Annotated in this window: 22 protein-coding genes and 2 pseudogenes; 11 read left to right on the top strand and 13 right to left on the bottom strand. The window is 70.6% G+C overall.

Annotated features, from left to right (window positions below; translation table 11 throughout):
• Positions 1 to 41 precede the first annotated feature (41 nt).
• Complete coding sequence (locus OFY01_RS29905; RefSeq protein WP_266605219.1) at positions 42 to 1,535, top strand: LamG domain-containing protein; 1,494 nt, start codon at positions 42 to 44, stop codon at positions 1,533 to 1,535.
• Positions 1,536 to 1,545: 10 nt separating this feature from the next.
• Here OFY01_RS29905 and OFY01_RS29900 read toward each other — a convergent pair whose 3' ends face one another.
• Positions 1,546 to 1,866, bottom strand: a complete 321-nt coding sequence (locus OFY01_RS29900; protein ID WP_266605235.1) for a GatB/YqeY domain-containing protein — start codon at positions 1,864 to 1,866, stop codon at positions 1,546 to 1,548.
• A gap of 87 nt (positions 1,867 to 1,953) precedes the next feature.
• Positions 1,954 to 2,055: pseudogene (locus OFY01_RS29895) on the bottom strand (DUF6332 family protein); the annotation flags it as partial.
• A gap of 85 nt (positions 2,056 to 2,140) precedes the next feature.
• On the opposite strand from OFY01_RS29895, the gene OFY01_RS29890 reads away from it, so the two are divergent.
• Positions 2,141 to 2,560 (top strand): hypothetical protein, encoded by a 420-nt coding sequence (locus OFY01_RS29890; RefSeq protein ID WP_266605218.1) that lies wholly within the window; start codon positions 2,141 to 2,143, stop codon positions 2,558 to 2,560.
• Between the two features lie 49 nt (positions 2,561 to 2,609).
• On the opposite strand, the gene OFY01_RS29885 is transcribed toward OFY01_RS29890, so the two are convergent.
• From OFY01_RS29885 to OFY01_RS29865, 5 genes are all read right to left on the bottom strand, one after another.
• A complete protein-coding gene (locus OFY01_RS29885) occupies positions 2,610 to 3,077 on the bottom strand; it encodes a GNAT family N-acetyltransferase (protein WP_266605216.1) in 468 nt (155 codons plus the stop codon).
• A 65-nt stretch (positions 3,078 to 3,142) separates the two neighbouring features.
• The gene (locus OFY01_RS29880) at positions 3,143 to 3,466 is read right to left on the bottom strand and encodes a hypothetical protein (protein ID WP_266605214.1); all 324 of its coding nucleotides are present in this window, start codon (positions 3,464 to 3,466) and stop codon (positions 3,143 to 3,145) included.
• On the bottom strand, positions 3,463 to 3,810 hold the full coding sequence (locus tag OFY01_RS29875; protein ID WP_266605212.1) for a DUF6247 family protein: 348 nt from the start codon (positions 3,808 to 3,810) through the stop codon (positions 3,463 to 3,465). The genes OFY01_RS29880 and OFY01_RS29875 overlap by 4 nt, the downstream gene beginning before the upstream one ends.
• Positions 3,811 to 3,946: 136 nt before the next feature.
• On the bottom strand, positions 3,947 to 4,168 hold the full coding sequence (locus OFY01_RS29870) for a DUF397 domain-containing protein (RefSeq protein WP_266605210.1): 222 nt from the start codon (positions 4,166 to 4,168) through the stop codon (positions 3,947 to 3,949).
• On the bottom strand, positions 4,165 to 4,989 hold the full coding sequence (locus tag OFY01_RS29865) for a helix-turn-helix domain-containing protein (RefSeq protein WP_266605208.1): 825 nt from the start codon (positions 4,987 to 4,989) through the stop codon (positions 4,165 to 4,167). Before OFY01_RS29865 ends, OFY01_RS29870 begins: the two co-directional genes overlap by 4 nt.
• A 186-nt stretch (positions 4,990 to 5,175) precedes the next feature.
• Between OFY01_RS29865 and OFY01_RS29860 the strand changes: the two genes are divergently transcribed.
• The 6 genes and pseudogenes from OFY01_RS29860 (at position 5,176) to OFY01_RS29835 (ending at position 10,836) form a co-directional block, all read left to right on the top strand.
• Positions 5,176 to 5,499: a hypothetical protein gene (locus tag OFY01_RS29860; RefSeq protein ID WP_266605206.1), complete on the top strand. Its 324-nt coding sequence runs from the start codon at positions 5,176 to 5,178 to the stop codon at positions 5,497 to 5,499.
• Complete coding sequence (locus tag OFY01_RS29855; protein ID WP_266605204.1) at positions 5,496 to 5,807, top strand: hypothetical protein; 312 nt, start codon at positions 5,496 to 5,498, stop codon at positions 5,805 to 5,807. The genes OFY01_RS29860 and OFY01_RS29855 overlap by 4 nt, the downstream gene beginning before the upstream one ends.
• Before the next feature lie 322 nt (positions 5,808 to 6,129).
• Positions 6,130 to 6,432, top strand: coding sequence for a hypothetical protein (locus tag OFY01_RS29850; RefSeq protein ID WP_266605202.1), 303 nt, complete (start codon positions 6,130 to 6,132; stop codon positions 6,430 to 6,432).
• A 140-nt stretch (positions 6,433 to 6,572) separates the two neighbouring features.
• A pseudogene (locus OFY01_RS29845) lies at positions 6,573 to 7,180 on the top strand (MerR family transcriptional regulator); the annotation flags it as partial.
• Positions 7,181 to 7,417: 237 nt separating this feature from the next.
• Positions 7,418 to 8,236: an ABC transporter ATP-binding protein gene (locus OFY01_RS29840; protein WP_266605200.1), complete on the top strand. Its 819-nt coding sequence runs from the start codon at positions 7,418 to 7,420 to the stop codon at positions 8,234 to 8,236.
• The gene (locus OFY01_RS29835; RefSeq protein ID WP_266605198.1) at positions 8,233 to 10,836 is read left to right on the top strand and encodes an ABC transporter permease; all 2,604 of its coding nucleotides are present in this window, start codon (positions 8,233 to 8,235) and stop codon (positions 10,834 to 10,836) included. Before OFY01_RS29840 ends, OFY01_RS29835 begins: the two co-directional genes overlap by 4 nt.
• 57 nt (positions 10,837 to 10,893) lie before the next feature.
• Here OFY01_RS29835 and OFY01_RS29830 read toward each other — a convergent pair whose 3' ends face one another.
• Together OFY01_RS29830 and OFY01_RS29825 are read right to left on the bottom strand one after the other, a co-directional pair.
• Entirely contained in the window at positions 10,894 to 11,145 is a 252-nt protein-coding gene (locus tag OFY01_RS29830) for a type II toxin-antitoxin system RelE family toxin (RefSeq protein ID WP_266605196.1), read from the bottom strand.
• A complete protein-coding gene (locus OFY01_RS29825; RefSeq protein ID WP_266605194.1) occupies positions 11,142 to 11,417 on the bottom strand; it encodes a type II toxin-antitoxin system Phd/YefM family antitoxin in 276 nt (91 codons plus the stop codon). Before OFY01_RS29825 ends, OFY01_RS29830 begins: the two co-directional genes overlap by 4 nt.
• 192 nt (positions 11,418 to 11,609) lie before the next feature.
• Here OFY01_RS29825 and mfd point away from each other — a divergent pair, with 192 nt between their 5' ends.
• Complete coding sequence (gene mfd / locus OFY01_RS29820) at positions 11,610 to 15,221, top strand: transcription-repair coupling factor (RefSeq protein WP_266605192.1); 3,612 nt, start codon at positions 11,610 to 11,612, stop codon at positions 15,219 to 15,221.
• Positions 15,222 to 15,224: 3 nt separating this feature from the next.
• On the opposite strand, the gene OFY01_RS29815 is transcribed toward mfd, so the two are convergent.
• The 3 genes from OFY01_RS29815 to OFY01_RS29805 all read right to left on the bottom strand — a co-directional run bounded on the left by OFY01_RS29815 (position 15,225) and on the right by OFY01_RS29805 (position 16,712).
• Positions 15,225 to 15,416, bottom strand: a complete 192-nt coding sequence (locus OFY01_RS29815; protein WP_323135582.1) for a hypothetical protein — start codon at positions 15,414 to 15,416, stop codon at positions 15,225 to 15,227.
• Between the two features lie 141 nt (positions 15,417 to 15,557).
• Positions 15,558 to 15,920 carry a MerR family transcriptional regulator gene (locus OFY01_RS29810; protein WP_266605190.1) on the bottom strand — a complete coding sequence of 121 codons (363 nt, stop codon included), beginning with the start codon at positions 15,918 to 15,920 and terminating at the stop codon, positions 15,558 to 15,560.
• Positions 15,921 to 15,935: 15 nt separating this feature from the next.
• Complete coding sequence (locus tag OFY01_RS29805; protein ID WP_266605188.1) at positions 15,936 to 16,712, bottom strand: SDR family NAD(P)-dependent oxidoreductase; 777 nt, start codon at positions 16,710 to 16,712, stop codon at positions 15,936 to 15,938.
• Between the two features lie 138 nt (positions 16,713 to 16,850).
• On the opposite strand from OFY01_RS29805, the gene OFY01_RS29800 reads away from it, so the two are divergent.
• Positions 16,851 to 17,618 (top strand): N-acetyltransferase, encoded by a 768-nt coding sequence (locus OFY01_RS29800; RefSeq protein ID WP_266605186.1) that lies wholly within the window; start codon positions 16,851 to 16,853, stop codon positions 17,616 to 17,618.
• Between the two features lie 55 nt (positions 17,619 to 17,673).
• Here the strand turns inward: OFY01_RS29800 and OFY01_RS29795 are convergent, their stop codons facing one another.
• Positions 17,674 to 18,534 carry a DUF4190 domain-containing protein gene (locus tag OFY01_RS29795; protein WP_266605184.1) on the bottom strand — a complete coding sequence of 287 codons (861 nt, stop codon included), beginning with the start codon at positions 18,532 to 18,534 and terminating at the stop codon, positions 17,674 to 17,676.
• A 181-nt stretch (positions 18,535 to 18,715) separates the two neighbouring features.
• Here OFY01_RS29795 and OFY01_RS29790 point away from each other — a divergent pair.
• Positions 18,716 to 19,879 (top strand): HsdM family class I SAM-dependent methyltransferase (locus tag OFY01_RS29790; protein WP_266605182.1); only part of this gene is annotated, 1,164 nt, incomplete at its 3' end.

Below are 19,879 nucleotides of genomic sequence, written 5' to 3'. Positions count from 1 at the left end.
GCCGGTGACGGCGGACCGGGCCGCCAGGGGGAGGGGACAGCATGGCTGGAACGGTCGCGGGAAGACTCAGCAGACGCGGCTTGCTGGGCGGGGCCGCGCTCGCCGGAGTCGGGGCGCTGGCGGGCGTGGCGCAGAGCGCGGGGACGGCCGCGGCCGAGGCGCCGCTGGACACGCCGTTCACGCCGGTGTCCGTGCCGCATCTGCTGCAGGCCGAACAGATGGTGCAGTACCAGCGCCTGCTGGCCGCCGGTCACCTGCCGGGCGGCCTGGTCGGCCACTGGCCGCTGGACGGCGCGCCGGCCGACCTGTCCGGCTGCGAACACCCTGTCGTGCTCGGCTCGGGCGCGACATGGACGGCGCTGCGCGCCGGCGGCGAGCTGAGCCTGGACGGCACGTCGGGCGCGTACGCGGCCACCGGCTCGGTCCTGGACACCACGGCGCCGTTCACGGTCTCCGCGTGGGTGCGCCTGGCCGGCACGGCCAGTCTCTCCACCATGTACACCGCGGTGAGCCAGGACGGCACGACGACCAGCCGTTTCCTCCTCCAGTACGACGACACGGCCGGCACCTGGGCGTTCAAGGTGCGCAGCGCGGACCAGAGCACCAAGGTCTCCGCCGTGGCGGCCCACCCCGCCTCACCGGGCGTCTGGACGCACCTGACCGGCGTCTGGGACGGCACACAGATCCACCTCTACGTCAACGGCACGCTGGAGGGCAGCGCGGACACGACCCTGTCCTGGGCCGCGACGGAAGGCTTCAACATCGGGCGCGCCAAGTGGAACAGCGCGCCGGTGAACCGCTTCAACGGCGCGGTCGACGACGTACGGGCCTACAACCGCGCCCTGACCGCGGCGGAGGCCGCCGTGATCAGCGGCGCCACGGCCATCGCGAACAACGCCTACCTGATCGGCTCCCCGTCGTCCCTGACGTGGGGCACCCCCGACGACCCGGCCACCTGGATCGCCAAGGCGCGCTGCTCGTCCTTCCTCACCCGGGTCCTGAGGCACACCTACGGCTGGGCGACGGCCGACTACTACACGACCTACTTCCAGGACACCATTCCGGAGGCCGCGGACTACCGCGCGGCCTTCGCCAACGGCACGGCGGGCCCCCGCTTCCGGCAGATCCGCAAGGTGGCCGACCTGCGGCCGGGCGACCTGATCGCGATCGACTACAACGGCCAGGTCCCGGACAACACCGGCCACATCGTGATGGTTCGCGAGGTCAAGGGCGTCTTCACCGGCACGGCCGACTTCACCGGTGAGACGCAGTACGCGGTCGAGATCGTCGACTGCACGTCCAGACCGCACGGCGTGTACGGACTGACCAACTACCCCACGTACCCCGACACCCGCGTGGTCAGCACCGTCGCCGGCGAGAACTTCCAGGGCGTCGGCATCGGTCACATGATGTTCTACGCCTCCGACACCACCGGGGAGTTCTCGCGCTACCGCTGGAGCGTCAACACCAGCAAGACCACGGCGGACAACCTCACGGTCGCCGAACGGCCGATCGCCGCGGCCCGGGTGGTGTGACGGACAGGGCCTAGGTCTCGTCGAGGAAGCGGACCAGCACGTCCGCTTCCGCGCGAAGCGTGGCGACACGGACGGCGTGTACGGCGTCGCCCCCCAACTGGGCGGCCGCGTCGAGCCGTTCGGCGATTTCGGCCCGTACGATCTCCGCCACGCCGCTCTCGCTCAGCTCCCGCCGCACGGCCTCCGTGGCCCCGGCTCCGACGGGCGACGCCTCCACCGCCCCGGCACCCCGATCCGCCGCGCCCGCCTCGACGACCACCGCCTCGGCGTTCTCCACCGCGGCGAGCGCGGAACGCAGCGCGCTCACGGCGGCCTTGTCGCGGGCGCGCATCGCGTCGGGCAGGGCTTGACGCATACGGATACGCAGGGACATACGGACGACCGTATGTCCCTGCGCCCCGCCCCGGCAAAGCCTTATCGCGAAGACGACCGCCCCCAGAAGGGCCCCGGTCACCAGAGCGAAGACGATCTCCACCGTCATCGCGTCCTTCTCCCACCGCGACTCGCGTCCCCTGTCCATCCCCAAAGTCTGACATCACGGCGATGGGCCATTCGGTGACCAACCGATGCTAAAGTCCGCCTGATCGGGATACGGGGGGTATCAGGTGACCACAATTTTCCTGGCTTCAGTGTTCGCCCTGCTGGCGCCGCACGTGGCTTGGTACTTCAACCTTCCTTTCCTCCTCGTCGTGGCCGTCTGCTTCCTCGGGGACACGGCATCGAAGAAGAGGCACGTCCGGTACCTGGCCTTCGGCTACCTCCTCTTCTTCGACTACGCCGCGCCCTACGAGATGATCCGGAGGAACGGCTGGAACTGGGTTGTATGGGTCGACCTGGTCTTCCTGCTGCTCGTGACCCTCATGGCGGCGGTCTTGGTCCTGGACGGTCAGGAGAACGCCGACAGCACCCGCCCGGCCCCCCTGCCGCCGGTACGCAACCGGCCGGTTCCGGCGCCGCGCCGACGCCCGGCCCGGGTCGCCGCCCTGCGCCGGCAGGCGCAGCGGGCCGCGTCCCGCCGACGCTGACCACCGCCTGCTGACCATGCGGGCCCCGGTGATGACTGGTTGGGCAGGGCTACGAGACGTTGAGCGGCAGGTCTCGGTGGAAGACGGCCATGGTCCGGCCGGGGCCGTTGTAGTCCTCGACGATTTCCGTGTCGAAACCGAGCCTGCGGTGGAAAGCGATCGAGCCGGTGTTCTCGACCGACGTGATCGCCTTCAAGTGCCGTGCCCCATGACGTTCCGCCGCTTCAGCGAACGCCGCGTACAGACGACGCCCGAGCCCGGTGCCGCGAGCGTCGTCCCGCGTGGCGATCAGATGGACGTATCCGGCGTGGTCCGGTGTGACGAACCCGAAGACGTACCCCCGGATGCCGTCATCGGCCCGTGCGATCAAGCAGGTGGAACCGAACTCCTGCACCAGCGCCAGAAGGTGCAGCGACCGAAGGTCGCGTTCGCCCCAGTAACGGGGGTGATCAGTCAGGACCTGATGGAAGTCGGCCACCCCCGCCGGTGTGATGCGTATGCCCATGATGGCGATCATGGTAGGCGCTCGGCCGTTCCGGCTCGCTGAAATTGGGTCCGTGCGAGCGCGCGATCGCCTTCAGGTCACTGCCAGAAAAGCTCTTCCACGATGATCTGAGGGTCTGCGATGCGGGGTACGAACGTGTACTTGAGCCAGCCGTGCTCATCGTCGAAGAGGAGCAGATGAGGACCCTTCGGATCACCGGATCGGACCGGCATGACCTGCGTTCCGTCAGGAAGGCAGGCATCCGTCTCGATACCTCGGAAATAAGGGTCCTTCGCCGTGACCAGTTCGACCCGCGCGGCCTGGACGATCTCACGGACGTGGCCGGGCAGCGCCTCGAAGGCGGCGCGGGCGTCAAACCTCCAGTCCATCTGCCAGGGCGGCCCCATAAACCCGTCGGTCACTCGCCGGGCTCCAGTTTCTGCACTCGGTGACGAATCTTCGAGGCCTCTTCGAGAAGGGCCCTGGCTTCGGCGCCGTCGGTGGACTCCGAGGCCCGGATTTCGAGATCGTGCACGTACGCGTCCAACTTGGGATCGCGGGCAAGGGCGTACTCGCCCCACCAGAGGGCCATGAACGCCGGCACAGGGCCGAGATTGAAGGTGTCGGCGATCGCCCTTTTCCAGTGCCTGTCGAAGTCGGGGAGCAGCACGGGGGCGTGCTCTGCGATGGCCGCGCGCAGTGCCTGTGGCGTCCGCTCCGGCATGGGCGGGACGACCTGGTCGTTTTCCGTGACGTGAGCGGTCATGGCCGATGCCCTCCTTCGATGCTTCGTCTCTACGACCATAGCCGCCTCACCCCTCGTGGATCAGTCGTCCGTGTGATGGTCACGAGATCCAGCGTGCTGGCGGTGGCGCCTCGAACAGCAGGGCTTCCGGCATATGTCAACCGAACGTGCGTCGACCCGCTTCTCCCCTGACGCCGTCCACGAACCCGGACCAGGACGCGGCCGAGAAGACCAGCGGGCGGGCCGACGGGGTCTTGCTGTCGCGGACGGGGACTATGCCGGGGTAGCCGTCGGCGACCTCGACGCAGTCGTTGGCTCCCCCTTCGCTGTAGCTCGACTTGCGCCACAGGGCGGTGCTGAGGTCGGGGGTGCGGGTCATGATCGGTGCTCCTCCAGTAGGTCCCTGATGAACGCGAGCGAGTCCGACGGGGACAGCGCCAGGTCGCGGAGCCGATCGTAGGACAGTCGTTGCCGCAGGACCTCGTCCGGATCTTCGATCAGCCGACTGCACCCGTTGCCTTCCTTGTAGGCAACGGCACTTCCGTCCCTCTGCCACAGCAGCGTCAGCGACCCGGTCATATGGTGGTGCGCTCCCGCCGAGAACGGCAGTACCTGGAGCGTCACGTTGGGCCACAGCGCGGCGGCCTCAAGATGGAGCAGCTGGTCATGCCAGGCCTTGCCTTTGGCGGCGGGACGTCGGAGCGCGAACTCGTCCATGATGATCCGGACCTCGGGCTCCGGCTTCTGCCGCAGGAGGTACTGCCGCCCGAGACGTGCGGCCACTTGCTCCTCGACGGCCTCGTCACCGTCAGCCGTTGTCTGCCCCCCGGACAACACCCCACGGGCGAAGTCCTCGGTCTGCAGAAGCCCCGGAATCCCCGGCGAGAACAGCCACATGATCCGAGCCGTCGCCTCCAGCCCCATGAACGCCTTGTACTGGTCCTTGAACGCGTCGAGCCGCGCCGCCTTCCAGTGGCTCAACAGCAGGTCACCGGTGCCGTAGTACCCGTCCAGGTCCTCCATGACCGTCACTTTGGACAGCCGCTCGCCCGACTCCAGGCGGCTCAGGTAGCTCTTCTCGTACCCGGTCGCGTCGGCCAACTGCCCCAGTGACTTCCCGGCCTTCTCCCGCAGAACCTTCAGCGTCTGCCCCAGCATCGCCCGCCCGGACACCGGCTCCGCGTCAACCTTTTCGCCCATGTCACCCCTCCCCGTTGCCTGCGCCCCAGGCAACCCCGAACCTCTTCCGCAGCGTACGCCGAACCTGTGACGATCGGGGCACGAACGGTAATCACCGCTCGTCAGGCCCCTGCCACGCCAAAGCCCCCGCGACCGATGAGGCTCGGCCCGGGGGCGTGGCCGACGCGTATCCCAAGGAGCGCCGACATGCGCGAACGTACCGCCCTGCTCGTCGAATCGCTACTGCTCGCCCTGGTGCGAGCACTGCTTCCCGCGCGGGGGCGCCACCGAGTGAACCCGGCTCAACCGCACGCTGCTGAGCGCCCGTTGGCCGCACTTCCCGCCCGTCCCCTGCCCCTCGACGTCTGGCCCGTCGAGCGCGACACCCACCTCGTACGCCCCTACCTCCTCACCCCGGAAGAGCGCCGCGAGCGCCGCCTTCAGCGCGGGCGCCGCCGCGCCCTCTGGCTCGCCGTCCACGGCGTCGACGTCGGTCCGCGCCACATCCACGGAACGGAGGTCTCCGCGTGAGTGCCGCCGAAGAACCACGACCGCGACCGTCCGCGCCGGACCGTGAACTTCGCCTCCTGCCGTGGACCAGCCCCGAGGGCAAGCCCTGTTATCTCAGCACCGACAGCGACCACAGCATGCTCTCCCGGCTCGCCGACGACGTGGAAGAGGCTCAGCTGGACTCGGGGGAGCAGGTGCTCGTCGGAGCTCAAGCCGTCCTCGCCGACGGCAAGGCCGGCGAACGCGCCGTGCGCTTCGCCCTCACCAGGACCGTGGAGTCGCTGACCGACGTCCTCCGAGTCGCGGTCAGCCGAGGTCGACGTGACTGACCCCGGAAACGGGCCGACGTCGGTCGGCGTACGTTCGGTCTGGCCACGTCGTCCCCGTCAGGTGCCCGCTCGGGAAAGTGTCGCAGTTGTACGTAGAACTGCGACACTTTCCCGACCCAGGGGGTGCTGGCAGGATGCCCGCGGTGGCGCATCCGTGCAGAGGGCAGTGAGGAACGAGCGTGGCGGAGAGCTGGTCCCGCGTGATGAGTCTTCTTCGGCAGCACGTCCCGGCCGATCACGCGGATCTGGCCGGGCCCGCCACGGAACAGATGCTCGCGGCCGCCGAGGAACGGATGGGTGTCCCCCTCTGGGTGTCCGGGCGGTGGAGAAGCTCTACGCGAACCGGTTCATGCCCGGTGGATGCGACCCTCCGGGCCGGCCGGACGATCCGTTCTGGCGCAATGAGTGGATCCCGTTCGTGTCGGACCAGGACGGCTGGACGGGGAAGTTCATCGACGTGCGGGACGAGCGTATCGGCAGGTGGTTCGTGGGTGAGACCACGATCACCGGCGAATGCGCATCACTGGCTGACTACTTCGACTCCGTGGCGGAGATGCTGATGAGGATCGCCGATGGAAACCATCCGGTCTGTGGCGTCGCCGAAGGGCGACTCGTCTGGTCGTGAGACCAAGGCGCTCACCGGTTGTTCCGCCGGGGTGGCCGCGGGACCTCGTTGCTTGACCCTCACACCGTGTCAGGCGGTCGGCTCGGAGACGTCTGTCCGTCATCGGAGACTTCGCCCGGCACGGCCGTGTCTCGGTCCGGATGCTGCGTCACTACGACGCGACCGGGCTGCTGCGCCCGGCCAGTGTCGACCCTGCCAGCGGCTACCGCTACTGCACCGCCGACCGACTCGCGGCCGCCGCCGGGGCGCGCCTTGTCCAGGTCGAGGCGAGGCTCCGGGCGGTCGAGAGTGAGGGGCACACGCCCACGAACGACGTTGTGATCAAGGCCGTTCCCGCGCTGCGGGTGGCGGAGCTGACCGCGACCGCCGCGAGTTACGAGCCCGAGGACATCACCCCGGTGATCGTGCCGCTGTACGAGGAGCTGTTCCGGCTGCTGAGCGAGGCGGGTGTCGCTCCGGCGGGCCCGGGTGTCGCCTGTTACGAGGACGCGCCGGAGGGCAGCGGCAGGATCCGCGTCCACGCCGCCGTCCAGGTCTCCGCCCCGCTCCAGGACGGCGCCTTCCGCGTCCTCGACCTGCCGTCCCTCGACCAGGCGGCGACCATCGTGCACCGGGGGTCGACGGACACCGTGCTTCCCACCGCGCAGCCCCTGGCCCGCTGGATCGACGCCAACGGGTACCGGCCGGACGCTACCCGCGCGAGGTCAACCTTGAGTGCCCCGAGAACCGACCGACCCCATGCGGGTGGAGGCGGCCTCCACCCGTCGGTGGAGAGCCCCTAGGGGGTCCTCCGTACTACGGGTCGGGGGCGGTTCGTCCCGCTGAAGGACGAGGACGGGCGGGGTTCTTCCTACTGTCGAGAGGTGGGGTTTTCCCCCGGGAAAGACGGTGACTTCCACCAGCGCGCCCGGGGCTCCGCGTCACCAGACTTGAGGACCGCGGGCGACCGACTGCGGCGCCTCGTCATCGATGGAGGAGACATACCGTGACTTCGGCTGTGACCATTCCCAGGCACGGGGGTACTGGCGGGCGGACGGCCGTTGCCGCGCGGGCCCGGCAGGTCGTGAAGGCGTACGGCGTCGGGGAGACCCGCGTCGTCGCGCTCGACCATGTCGACGTCGACATCGCGCGTGGCCAGTTCACCGCGATCATGGGGCCGTCGGGCTCCGGCAAGTCGACGCTCATGCACTGTCTGGCCGGGCTCGACTCCGTCACGTCCGGGCAGATCTTCCTCGGCGAGACCGAGATCACCGGGCTCAAGGACAAGAAGCTGACCCAGTTGCGCCGCGACCGGATCGGGTTCATCTTCCAGGCGTTCAACCTGCTGGCCACTCTCAACGCCATAGAGAACATCACGCTGCCCATGGACATCGCGGGACGCAAGCCGGACCGCGCCTGGCTCGACCGTGTCGTGGAGACCGTCGGGCTCGCCGGGCGGCTCAAGCACCGGCCCGGCCAGCTCTCCGGCGGGCAGCAGCAGCGCGTCGCCGTGGCGCGGGCCCTCGCCGCGCGGCCCGAGATCATCTTCGGTGACGAGCCGACCGGAAATCTTGATTCCCGTGCGGGCAGTGAGGTGCTCGGCTTCCTGCGGCGGTCCGTGGACGAGCTGGGCCAGACCATCGTCATGGTCACGCACGACCCCGTGGCCGCCTCGTACGCGGACCGCGTCCTCTACCTGGCCGACGGCCGCATCGTGGACGAGATGCACCGCCCGACCGCCGACGCCGTCCTGGACCGCATGCTGCGTTTTTCTGGGGGACACCCCCAGACCCCCGACTTCGACTCCCGGGGCCGCACGTCATGAGCGCCAACACCGTGCTGAAGACCTCCCTGCGCAACTTCTACGCGCACAAGGGCCGCATGGCCCTCTCGGCGATCGCCGTGCTGCTGTCGGTGGCGTTCGTCTCCGGGACGCTCGTGTTCACCGACACGATGGACAAGACCTTCGACAAGCTGTTCACGGCCACCGCCGCCGACGTCACCGTCAGCCCCGAGGACGCCGCGTCCGACGGCGGCGGCGCGACCGGCAGGCCGGAGTCACTGCCCGCCTCCACCGTCTCCACGGTCAAGAAGGCCGACGGCGTCAAGTCGGCCGAGGGAGAGGTCAGTTCGACGCATGTGACCGTGGTGAACGCGGACGACAAGAACATGGGCTCCGAGAACGGCGCCCCCACCGTCGCGGCCAACTGGACCCACAACGACCTGCGCTCCATGGAGATCACCTCCGGGCACGCGCCGCGCGGCCCCACGGAGGTGATGGTCGACGCCGACACCGCGAAGAAGCACCACCTCAAGCTCGGCGACGAGCTGCGCACCATCGCCGCCACCGGCGACCTCAAGGCGAAGATCGTCGGTATCGCCTCCTTCAAGGTGACCAACCCGGGCGCCGCCGTCGTCTACTTCGACACCGCCACCGCCCAGCGTGCACTCCTCGGCGCCACCGGCCGGTTCACCGCGATCGACGTCGCCGCCGACAAGGGCGTCTCCGACACCAGGCTCAAGCGGAACGTCGCCGACACGCTCAAGGCGTCCGGTGAACCGGCCGCGTACAAGATCCAGACGCAGAAGGAGGACGCGGACGCCCACCGCGCCGACGTCGGCTCCTTCATGGACGTCATCAAGTACGCGCTGCTCGGCTTCGCCGGGATCGCGTTCCTCGTCGGCATCTTCCTGATCATCAACACGTTCTCGATGCTGGTCGCGCAGCGCACCCGCGAGATCGGCCTGATGCGGGCCATCGGCTCGTCGCGCAAGCAGGTCAACGGGTCCGTCCTCGTCGAGGCGCTGCTGCTCGGCGTCGTCGGCTCGGTCGCGGGCGTCGGCGCCGGGGTCGGGCTCGCCGTCGGGCTGATGAAGCTCATGTCCGCCGTCGGCATGGACCTGTCCACGAACGACCTCACCGTGAAGTGGACGACCCCCGCGATCGGCCTGCTCCTGGGGATCGTCGTCACCGTCCTCGCCGCGTACCTGCCCGCCCGCCGGGCCGGCAAGGTCTCGCCGATGGCGGCCCTGCGTGACGCGGGCACCCCCGCCGACACCAAGGCCGGCGCCGTCCGTGCCGTCCTCGGCATCCTCCTCACGGGCGGCGGCGGCTTCGCGCTCTACCTCGCCGCGCGGGCCGACAAGGCGGCCCAGGGGTCGCTCTGGCTCGGCGTCGGCATCGTCGCCACGCTCATCGGCTTCGTCGTCGTCGGCCCGCTGCTCGCGGGCGGTGTGGTCCGCGTCATCAGCGCGGTGCTGCTCCGCTTCTTCGGGCCCGTGGGGCGGATGGCCGAGCGCAACGCGCTGCGCAACCCGCGCCGCACCGGAGCCACCGGGGCGGCCCTGATGATCGGCCTCGCGCTGGTCGCCTGCCTGTCCGTCGTCGGTTCCTCGATGGTCGCCTCGGCGACGAGCCAGCTCGACAGATCGGTCGGCGCGGACTTCATCGTCCGGTCGGCCGACGGTGGCATCAACCCGCAGTCCGTCGCCGCCCTGAAGAAGGTCAAGGACAGCGGCGACGTCTCCCACATCACCGAGGTCAAGTGGGTCCAGGCCCACCTCACCGCCCCGAACGGCGCGAAGGAGAAGGAGGAGCTCGTCGCGGCGACCCCGTCCTACGCGCGGGACCTGCGCCGCGAGACGACGTCCGGGACGCTCTCGGCGGCGTACGGCAAGGACGCGATGTCGGTCGGCTCCGGGTACGCGAAGAAGCACGGCGTGAAGGTCGGCGACTCGATCACCGTCGCCTTCGACCACGGACGGACCGTCAAGCTCAAGGTCGCGGCGATCACCTCGGACGACACCGCGTTCGACAAGGGCGCGATGTACACCAACCTCGCGACCGCCGAGCGGTACGTGCCGGCCGACCGGCTGCCGCTGGACGCGATGGTCTTCGCCAAGGCCGCCGACGCCTCCCGCGCCGACACGGCGTACAAGGCGCTCAAGGCGTCCGTCGCGTCCGACCCGACGGTCAAGGTCAAGAACCAGACCGACTACAAGCAGACCCTGAAGGACCAGATCGGCCGGCTGCTCAACATGATCTACGGGCTGCTCGCGCTGGCCATCATCGTGGCGGTGCTCGGTGTCGTGAACACCCTGGCCCTGTCGGTCGTCGAGCGGACCCGGGAGATCGGCCTGATGCGGGCGATCGGCCTCTCGCGCCGCCAGCTGCGCCGCATGATCCGCCTGGAGTCGGTGGTCATCGCTCTCTTCGGCGCGCTGCTCGGCCTGGGCCTCGGGATGGGCTGGGGCGCGACCGCCCAGAAGCTCCTCGCTCTTCAGGGCCTCGACGTCCTGCGGATCCCCTGGCCGACGATCGTCTCGGTCTTCGTCGGCTCGGCCTTCGTGGGCCTGTTCGCGGCGCTGATCCCGGCGTTCCGGGCGGGGCGGATGAATGTACTGAACGCGATCGCGACGGAGTAGCGGGGACCGCGGGGGCGCGGCCTGAGGGGCCCGGCTTGTGCCGGGCCCCTCGACGCGTCATGCGGTGCGGCCCAGATGCAGAACCATGACCGTCACGGTGCTCTCGGTGATCTCGTACATGATGCGGTAACGGCCTACGTGCGTACGGCGCAGATCTGGGGAGCCGTATTCAAGGGTTCCGGCCGGGCGGGGATTGTCGGCGAGAAGGTCGGTCGCGTCGAAGACCTGACCCAGCCCGTCCGGGTCGTCCTTCATGAACCTTCCGGCGGTCTCCAGGGCGGGATCGTCCCAGATGACTTGGTGGGTCAACGGCGGCTCAGCCCCAATCGCCTACGGGCCTCGTCCTGGGGAACGCCGACGACCGTCCCTGCGGCCTGCCGAGCCCGGTAGTTCGCCAGTGCCAGCTGTTCCTCCAGCTCCAGCACCCGTTCCTCGAGCTCGGCCAGCTCGGTGGGGTTTATGAACACGGCCGCGGCCTGGCCGTGATCCGTGATCGTGATGCGCTCACGCGCGTGGGCGGTGCGGCGGACCAGGGAACCGAACCGGGCCCGCGCCTCGGTGATGGGCAGCGTCTCACTCATGTACGGAACTGTACTCTTCCGGACACTTCCCGCCAGTCGCTTGTACGGGTGACCGTTCTCCCGGCGACGTACCCTGGAACCGCCCCGGCCCGTACCACGTGTCGGGCCCTTCGCGTTGCCCGCCCGTACCCGTACCCGTACTCGTACGCACCCCCCCACCCGTACGCACCCGAAAGGCCAAGGCCGACCGACATGAGCCTCCACGGACTGCTCGACGCCGTCGTCAAGGACACGGCCCTCGCCGAAGCGGTGAGCGCCGCGAAAGCAGGGGGCGCGGGCGAAGCCCGTTCGGTCGAGGGCGGTGGTGGGAGACGGGCGGCCGGCAACCGGATGCACGTGGACCTGGTGGGGCCTCCGGCCTGCCGCCCCTTCGCCGTCGCCGCGCTCGCCCGTGAGGCGAAGCGGACCGTGCTCGCGGTCACCGCCACCGGGCGGGAGGCCGAGGACCTGGCGGCGGCGCTGCGCTCGCTGCTGCCGCCGGACGGCGTCGCGGAGTACCCGTCGTGGGAGACGCTGCCGCACGAGCGGCTCAGCCCGAGGTCCGACACGGTCGGCCGCCGCCTCGCCGTGCTGCGCCGCCTCGCCCACCCGCGCACCGACGACCCGGAGACCGGCCCGGTCTCGGTGGTCGTGGCGCCCATCCGTTCCGTGCTCCAGCCGCAGGTCAAGGGGCTCGGCGACCTGGAACCGGTCGCCCTGCGCACCGGGCAGAGCGCCGACCTGAACGAGGTCGTCGAGGCGCTGGCCGCGGCGGCGTACGCGCGCGTCGAGCTCGTCGAGAAGCGCGGCGAGTTCGCGGTCCGCGGCGGCATCCTCGACGTGTTCCCGCCCACCGAGGAACACCCGCTCCGCATCGAGTTCTGGGGCGACGACGTCGAGGAGATCCGCTACTTCAAGGTCGCCGACCAGCGCTCCCTCGAAATCGCCGAGCACGGCCTGTGGGCCCCACCCTGCCGTGAGCTGCTGCTGACCGACGACGTACGGGCGCGTGCCGCCGAGCTGGCCGAGCTCCACCCGGAGCTGGGCGAGCTGCTCGGCAAGATCGCCGAGGGGATCGCCGTCGAGGGCATGGAGTCCCTCGCGCCCGTCCTCGTCGACGACATGGAGCTGCTGCTCGACGTCCTGCCGGACGGCGCGATGGCCGTCGTCTGCGACCCCGAGCGGGTCCGCACCCGGGCCACCGACCTCGTCGCCACCTCGCGGGAGTTCCTCCAGGCGTCGTGGGCGGCGTCCGCGACCGGCGGCGCGGCGCCCATCGACGTGGGGGCGGCGTCCCTGTGGTCCATCGCGGACGTACGGGAGCGGGCACGCGAGCTCGGCATGATGTGGTGGTCCGTCTCGCCGTTCGCGGCGGACGTCACCGGCGCGGACGCGCTCGACGAGACCGGCGCCGACGGGGACACCCTGCGCCTCGGCATGCACGCCCCCGAGACCTACCGCGGCGACACCGCCCGCGCGCTGGCCGACACCAAGGGCTGGCTCTCCGAGGGCTGGCGCACCGTCTACGTCACCGAGGGGCACGGCCCCGCGGCCCGTACGGTCGAGGTGCTCGGAGGCGAGGGCGTCCCGGCCCGCCTCGACAAGGACCTCACCGCGCTCGCCCCGTCCGTGGTGCAGGTCGCCTGCGGCAGCCTCGAACACGGCTTCGTGGACCCGCGGTTGAAGGTCGCCGTCCTCACCGAGACCGACCTGACCGGGCAGAAGGCGGCCGGCAAGGACGGCGCCCGCATGCCGGCCCGCCGCCGCAAGACGATCGACCCGCTCACCCTCGAATCCGGCGACTACATCGTGCACGAGCAGCACGGCGTCGGCCGCTACATCGAGATGGCGCAGCGCACCGTCCAGGGCGCCACCCGCGAGTACCTGGTCGTCGAGTACGCGCCCGCCAAGCGCGGCCAGCCCGGCGACCGCCTCTACATCCCCACCGACCAGCTGGAGCAGATCACCAAGTACGTGGGCGGGGAGGCCCCGACGCTGCACCGTCTGGGCGGCGCCGACTGGACGAAGACGAAGGCGCGCGCCAAGAAGGCCGTCAAGGAGATCGCGGCCGACCTCATCAAGCTCTACTCCGCCCGCATGGCGGCGCCCGGACACGCCTTCGGCGCGGACACGCCCTGGCAGCGGGAGCTGGAGGACGCCTTCCCGTACGCGGAGACGCCCGACCAGCTCACCACGATCGCCGAGGTCAAGTCCGACATGGAGAAGACGGTCCCGATGGACCGCCTGATCTGCGGCGACGTCGGCTACGGCAAGACCGAGATCGCGGTGCGCGCCGCGTTCAAGGCGGTGCAGGACGGCAAGCAGGTCGCGGTCCTCGTGCCGACGACGCTGCTCGTGCAGCAGCACTTCGGCACGTTCACCGAGCGGTACGGCCAGTTCCCCGTGAACGTGAAGGCGCTCAGCCGCTTCCAGACCGACACCGAGGCGAAGGCGGTCCTGGAGGGGATGCGGGACGGTTCGGTCGACGTCGTCATCGGCACGCACCGCCTGTTCTCGTCGGAGACGAAGTTCAAGGAGCTGGGCCTGGTCATCGTCGACGAGGAGCAGCGCTTCGGCGTCGAGCACAAGGAGCAGCTGAAGAAGCTGCGCGCCAACGTCGACGTCCTGACGATGTCCGCCACCCCGATCCCGCGCACCCTGGAGATGGCGGTGACCGGCATCCGTGAGATGTCGACGATCACCACCCCGCCCGAGGAGCGCCACCCGGTGCTGACCTTCGTCGGCCCGTACGAGGAGAAGCAGATCGGCGCGGCGATCCGGCGTGAACTGCTGCGTGAGGGCCAGGTCTTCTACATCCACAACCGGGTCGAGTCGATCGACCGGGCGGCGGCGCGGCTGCGCGAGATCGTGCCGGAGGCGCGGATCGCGACGGCCCACGGCCAGATGTCGGAGCAGGCCCTTGAGCAGGTCGTCGTCGACTTCTGGGAGAAGAAGTTCGACGTGCTGGTCTCGACGACGATCGTCGAGTCCGGCATCGACATCTCCAACGCCAACACGCTGATCGTCGAGCGCGGCGACAACTTCGGCCTCAGCCAGCTCCACCAGCTGCGCGGCCGTGTCGGCCGGGGCCGCGAGCGCGGTTACGCCTACTTCCTCTACCCGCCGGAGAAGCCTCTGACGGAGACGGCCCACGAGCGCCTCGCCACGATCGCCCAGCACACGGAGATGGGCGCGGGCATGTACGTGGCGATGAAGGACCTGGAGATCCGCGGCGCCGGAAACCTGCTCGGCGGCGAGCAGTCGGGTCACATCGCGGGCGTCGGCTTCGACCTGTACGTACGGATGGTCGGCGAGGCGGTGGCGGACTACCGGGCCTCGCTGGAGGGCGGGGTGGAGGAGGAGCCGCCGCTGGAGGTCAAGATCGAGCTTCCGGTCGACGCGCACGTCCCGCACGACTACGCGCCCGGGGAGCGGCTCAGGTTGCAGGCATACCGCGCGATCGCCTCCGCCAACACGGAGGACGACATCGCCCACGTCCGCGAGGAACTCACCGACCGCTACGGCAAGTTGCCCGAGCCCGTCGAGAACCTGCTGCTGGTCGCGGGTCTGCGGATGCTGGCGCGGGCCTGCGGGGTCGGCGAGATCGTGCTTCAGGGCACCAACATCCGCTTCGCGCCGGTGGAGTTGAGGGAGTCGCAGGAGCTGCGCCTCAAGCGCCTCTACCCCGGCACGGTCATCAAGGCGGCCGCCCACCAGGTCCTGGTGCCGCGCCCGAAGGCGGGCAAGATCGGCGGCAAGCCGCTCACCGGGCGGGAACTGCTGGCGTGGGTCGGGGAGTTCCTGGCGTCGGTGCTCGGGTCGTAGGGGTCACTCGACGGTGGCGGCGCCGGGCTCCTCGGGAGCCCGGCCGGTGCGCCGCTGCAGTGCCAGCTCGACGGCGAGAGGGAAGGGGACGCCCACCTTGAGGCGGTCGTGGTGGATGCTGGGCTTCGCGTACGAGTTGGTCGCGGGATCGAGTTCGTAGACGTAGACGACGGGCTTGCCGTCCTGTTCCTCCACGCGCCAGAAGTGCGGGATCCGGGCGGCGGCGTACTTGCGGGGCTTGATCTCGCGGTCCCGTTCGACGGAGTCGGGCGCGTACCGTCAGCGTACTTGCCAGTTTGTTCAATGCATCACCGGAACGAGTGAGCGCATATCCGGTCATTCGTTCGATGTGGCCGCCGCTGCCAGCACTTCCGCCAACCGGTCCCGCGCCGCCACCTGCGCCGCGATGCGCCGGTCGATCACGGCGAGGCGTTCGCGGGCGATGCGGTAGAAGCCGGCCGACGGGCCCTTGGCCAGCATGTCGCCGTCCAGGCAGGGCAGGAACACACGGACGTCGTCCAGGGTGAGGCCCGCGTCGAGCAGCATGCGGATGTTGCCGACGCGGACGGGGGCGGTGGCCGCCTCGTACACCCGGTAGCCGTTCGCCGTGCGCACCGACGTGAGCAGGCCCGCCTGTTCGTAGTGGCGCAGGGCGCGGGGCGAGACACCCGTGGCCTCGGCCAGTTCTCCGATCCGCATGGGCGACAGTCTGGCTCATGCGGCAAGCGCGCCGCCGTCCACCGGGAGGATCACGCCGGTCACGTACGACGCCTCGGGGGAGGCCAGGTACGTGATCGCCCCGGCCACCTCCTCCGGCCTGCCGACCCGGCCCAGAGGCGTGTTGCGCATCTGCCACTCCCGGATCGCCGCGCGCCGCTCGGGCGGGAAACCGGCGTGGTCGGCGATGGGCGTCTCGACCGCGCCCGGCGCGACGGCCACCACCCGGATGCCCAGGGGGGCCAGTTCCACCGCCCAGCTGCGGGTGAGGGTGTCGAGGGCCGCCTTTCCCGCCGCGTACAGGGAGTTGCCGGGCCAGCCGCGCTGTCCGACGGCCGTCGTCACGTTCACGATGACGCCTCGGGTCCTTTCGAGCGCCGGGAGAGCGGCCTGCGTGAGCAGCACGGGTGCCAGGAGGTTCGTGGCGAGCAGCGACTCGACCGACGTACGGGTGCAGGTGCGCAGCGAGTCGGCGTTCGTGACGCCCGCGTTGTTGACCAGCACGTCGATGCCGCCGCGGCCCGCCGCTTCGAGTGCGCCGCGGACGACGCGCGCCGGACCGTCCTGCGCGGTGATGTCGGCGACGAGCGGTGTGATCAGACCGGTGTCGTACGCGGCGGTCCGCGCCAGCGGCTCGGGCCTGCGGCCCACCGCGACGACGTGGCAGCCCCGCGCCGCGAAGGCGTGCGCGGTGGCGCGGCCGATGCCGGTGCCCGCACCCGTGACGAGGACGGTGCGAGGGGTGGTGGTCGTTGGTGTGTCCTTGGTGGTCATACCGGGAGTCTGCGACCCTGACGCCAGTGTCAAGGTCAAGTCCGCCCACCCGCGGCCCGGCCCGAAACTCGGTGGCCGGGCGGGGGTGGCGGGCGTTACGGTCGGTCGGCCATCCCACCGACTCGCAGGAGCGTGTACATGAGCACCGGCCAGGACGGCGACGGCCTCACCATCACCACCCTCGCCGAGCGGCCCGAACTGTCCGACGCGCTGTGGACGATGCCGGACGCCTGGCCCGAGTTCATCGGCCACGACCTCGCGGCCGGGGCGCTGTTGCCGCGGGTGCGCGACGAACTGCCCGCGTACGCGCTGGTCGCCACCAACGCGGCGGCCGCCGTGGTAGCGCGTGGCTTCAGCGTGCCGTTCGCGCTGCACGCCGAGGGGCGTGGTGCGTTGCCCGACGGCGGGTGGGCCCGGGTGTTGCAGTGGGCGTTTGCGGACCTCGCGGCCGGACGCGCCCCGGACACCGTCAGCGCCATCGAGATCACCGTCACCCCGGCGTGGCGGGGGCGGGGTCTGTCGGGGCGGATGCTGGCCGCGATGCGGGACAACGCCCGCGCCCGAGGGTTTTGCGAGGTCGTCGCCCCGGTGCGGCCCAGCGCCAAGCACCGGGAACCGGCCACGCCGATGAGCGAGTACGCGTACCGGGTGCGGGAGTCGGACGGTCTGCCGCACGACCCGTGGCTGCGCGTCCACGCCCGCGCGGGCGCCACCGTGGAGAAGGTCGCGCCCGCCTCGATGACGGTGGCCGGGTCGGTCGAGCAGTGGCGGGCCTGGACCGGGCTGCCCTTCGACACGGCCGGTCCGGTCGAAGTGCCGGGCGCCCTCGTCCCGGTGCGCTGCGAACCGGAGTCCGGCTTCGCCGTGTACGTCGAGCCGAACGTGTGGATGCGGCACGCGTGGTGAGCGCGTGCCGCATCGCGGGGGAGCGGTCGGGTCACTACGACTTCACGGTCGGGCCTTACAGCTTCAGGTCCCACTGCTGGGCGTCGTAGTCGAAGCTGGGCGTCACCTCGACGGTGAGGTTCTTGGCGGCCGCCGGGGTGTCGAAGCCGTAGACGACCGTGGCCTTCTTGCCCGGCAGGATCGTGCCGTCGAAGCCGGAGCCGACCTTGTCGTCGAAGATCTGCTCCGCCTGGACACCGTCCTGGCCGGCGCGGGCGTCGGCGGTCAGCATGGACGCGTCGAACCGCTTCTTGCTGTTGTTGGTGACCGTGATCGTCACCTTGTAGGCGTCGTGGCCCTTGGTGTGTCCCGCCGCGTACGGACTCGGGTTGAACGCCACCGCGTTCGAGACGGTCACCGTCAGGTTGTCGTCGTAGATCACCGAGTCGCCCGCCGCGTGCGCCTTGGCGGTGTCGGCCTTGCCGCCGGACTTCCCCGGCTTTCCTGACGCTCCCGGCTTTCCGGAGTCCTTCGCCGCGCCGGACGGCTTCGTCTCCTTGGGCTTCGTGTCCGACACCGACTTGTCGATCTGGTCGACCGCGTCGCCGACGGCCTTGAACGTCGTGTACGCGCCGAACACCGCGAGCCCGAGCGACGCCAGCGCGAGGAGTACGCCGGCCAGCGCCACACCCTTGTTCGTGGCCTCGCCGCGCTTGACGCGGCCGCGTCCCGCCAGGCCCAGGATCAGGGCGATCACGCCGAGGACGCCCGCCAGCCAGAACATGATCGGCACCAGGCCGGACAGGGCGCCGATGATGCCGAGGATCAGCGCGGCCGTCCCCAGGCCGTTGCGGGCGATCTGCGGCTGCTGCGGCTGCTGGGGCTGGTGCGGCTGCTGGAACGGCGGGTACTGGGGGTGCTGCTGGTGCTGGGACATGGGTTCCTCCGAGATGAGAGTCGCCAACCGCCCCCGGCTTTCCGTTGATCCGGTGGTTGGCTGGGTCAAGAAGACCATGAGCTGTGAACCGAGTCAACCAGGTTCACAGGATTTATTGTGCTCACATCTGTGAATGGGGTTCTTACGTGAAGGTCGGTAGGGTCAGAAGCACAGGAACGCCATGAGGGGAGCCACGCCGGTGCACGACGACGCCAAGGACGCCCGTGACGCGAAGGACGCCGGCGACGCCGCCGACGCCGTCGACGCGACAGAAGTGACGGCCGCCGGGATCGCCCGGCTCGCCGGAGTCGGCCGTGCCGCTGTCAGCAACTGGCGGCGGCGCCACGCCGACTTCCCCCGGCCGGTCGGCGGAACCGACACCAGCCCTTCGTTCGCGCTCGCCGACATCGAGGACTGGCTGCGCACTCACGGCAAACTCGCCGAGGTGCCCCTGCGCGAACGCGTGTGGCAGCAGCTCGCCGGACATCCGGCGGGCCCGGTCACCGCCCTGCTGCACGCCGGAAGCGTCCTGCTGCTCGTCCACGACCGGCCCACCGAGTGGCTCGCCCTGAGCGCCACGGCCGACGACCGCGCCCTGGCCGAACGGCTCTCGGCCGCCCTCGAAAGGGTCCTCACCCCGCGCTTCGGCCCGGCCCGCGAGCGCGCCCTCGCCACCCCCGCACCGGCCGCGCTGCTGCCGTCCGTGCCGCTGCTGCGCGGTGCCGCCGAACTCGCCGCCGAACTGGGTGCGCGCGGCGCCTTCGCGTTCCTGCTCGGCCGCCACCTCGACGCCAACCCGCGCCAGTACACGCTGACCCCGCCGGGCCCCGCCGACCTCATGGCCGCGCTGGCCGGACCCGCCGACAGCGTCCTCGACCCGGCCTGCGGCACCGGCGCCCTCCTGCACGCCTTCCGCGCCCGCGCCGCCCGCCCCGGCCAGCACCTGTACGGACAGGACGCCGGCCGCGAACTCGCCGCCCTGACCGCGCTGCGCCTTGCACTCGACGGCAACGGCGCCACCCGCGCGCAAGGCGCGGGCAACGCGCACGGCGCGCGCGGCGACGGAGACGCGCCGACCATCCGCACCGCCGCCGCCGACACGCTGCGCGGCGACGCGCTGAGCGACGTCCGGGCCGACGTGGTGCTCTCCCACCCGCCGTTCAACGAGCGTGACTGGGGCCACGACGAACTGGCCTACGACCCGCGCTGGGAGTACGGCTTCCCGGCCCGTGCCGAGTCCGAACTCGCCTGGGTGCAGCACGCGTTGGCCCGGCTCAGGGACGGCGGGACCGCCGTGCTCCTGATGCCGCCCGCCGTCGCCGCGCGGCGCTCGGGCCGCCGCGTC

Source organism: Streptomyces beihaiensis, from assembly GCF_026274175.1.
In the GTDB taxonomy this organism is placed as follows: domain Bacteria; phylum Actinomycetota; class Actinomycetes; order Streptomycetales; family Streptomycetaceae; genus Streptomyces; species Streptomyces beihaiensis.
This window is presented reverse-complemented; position numbering and strand designations above follow the sequence as displayed.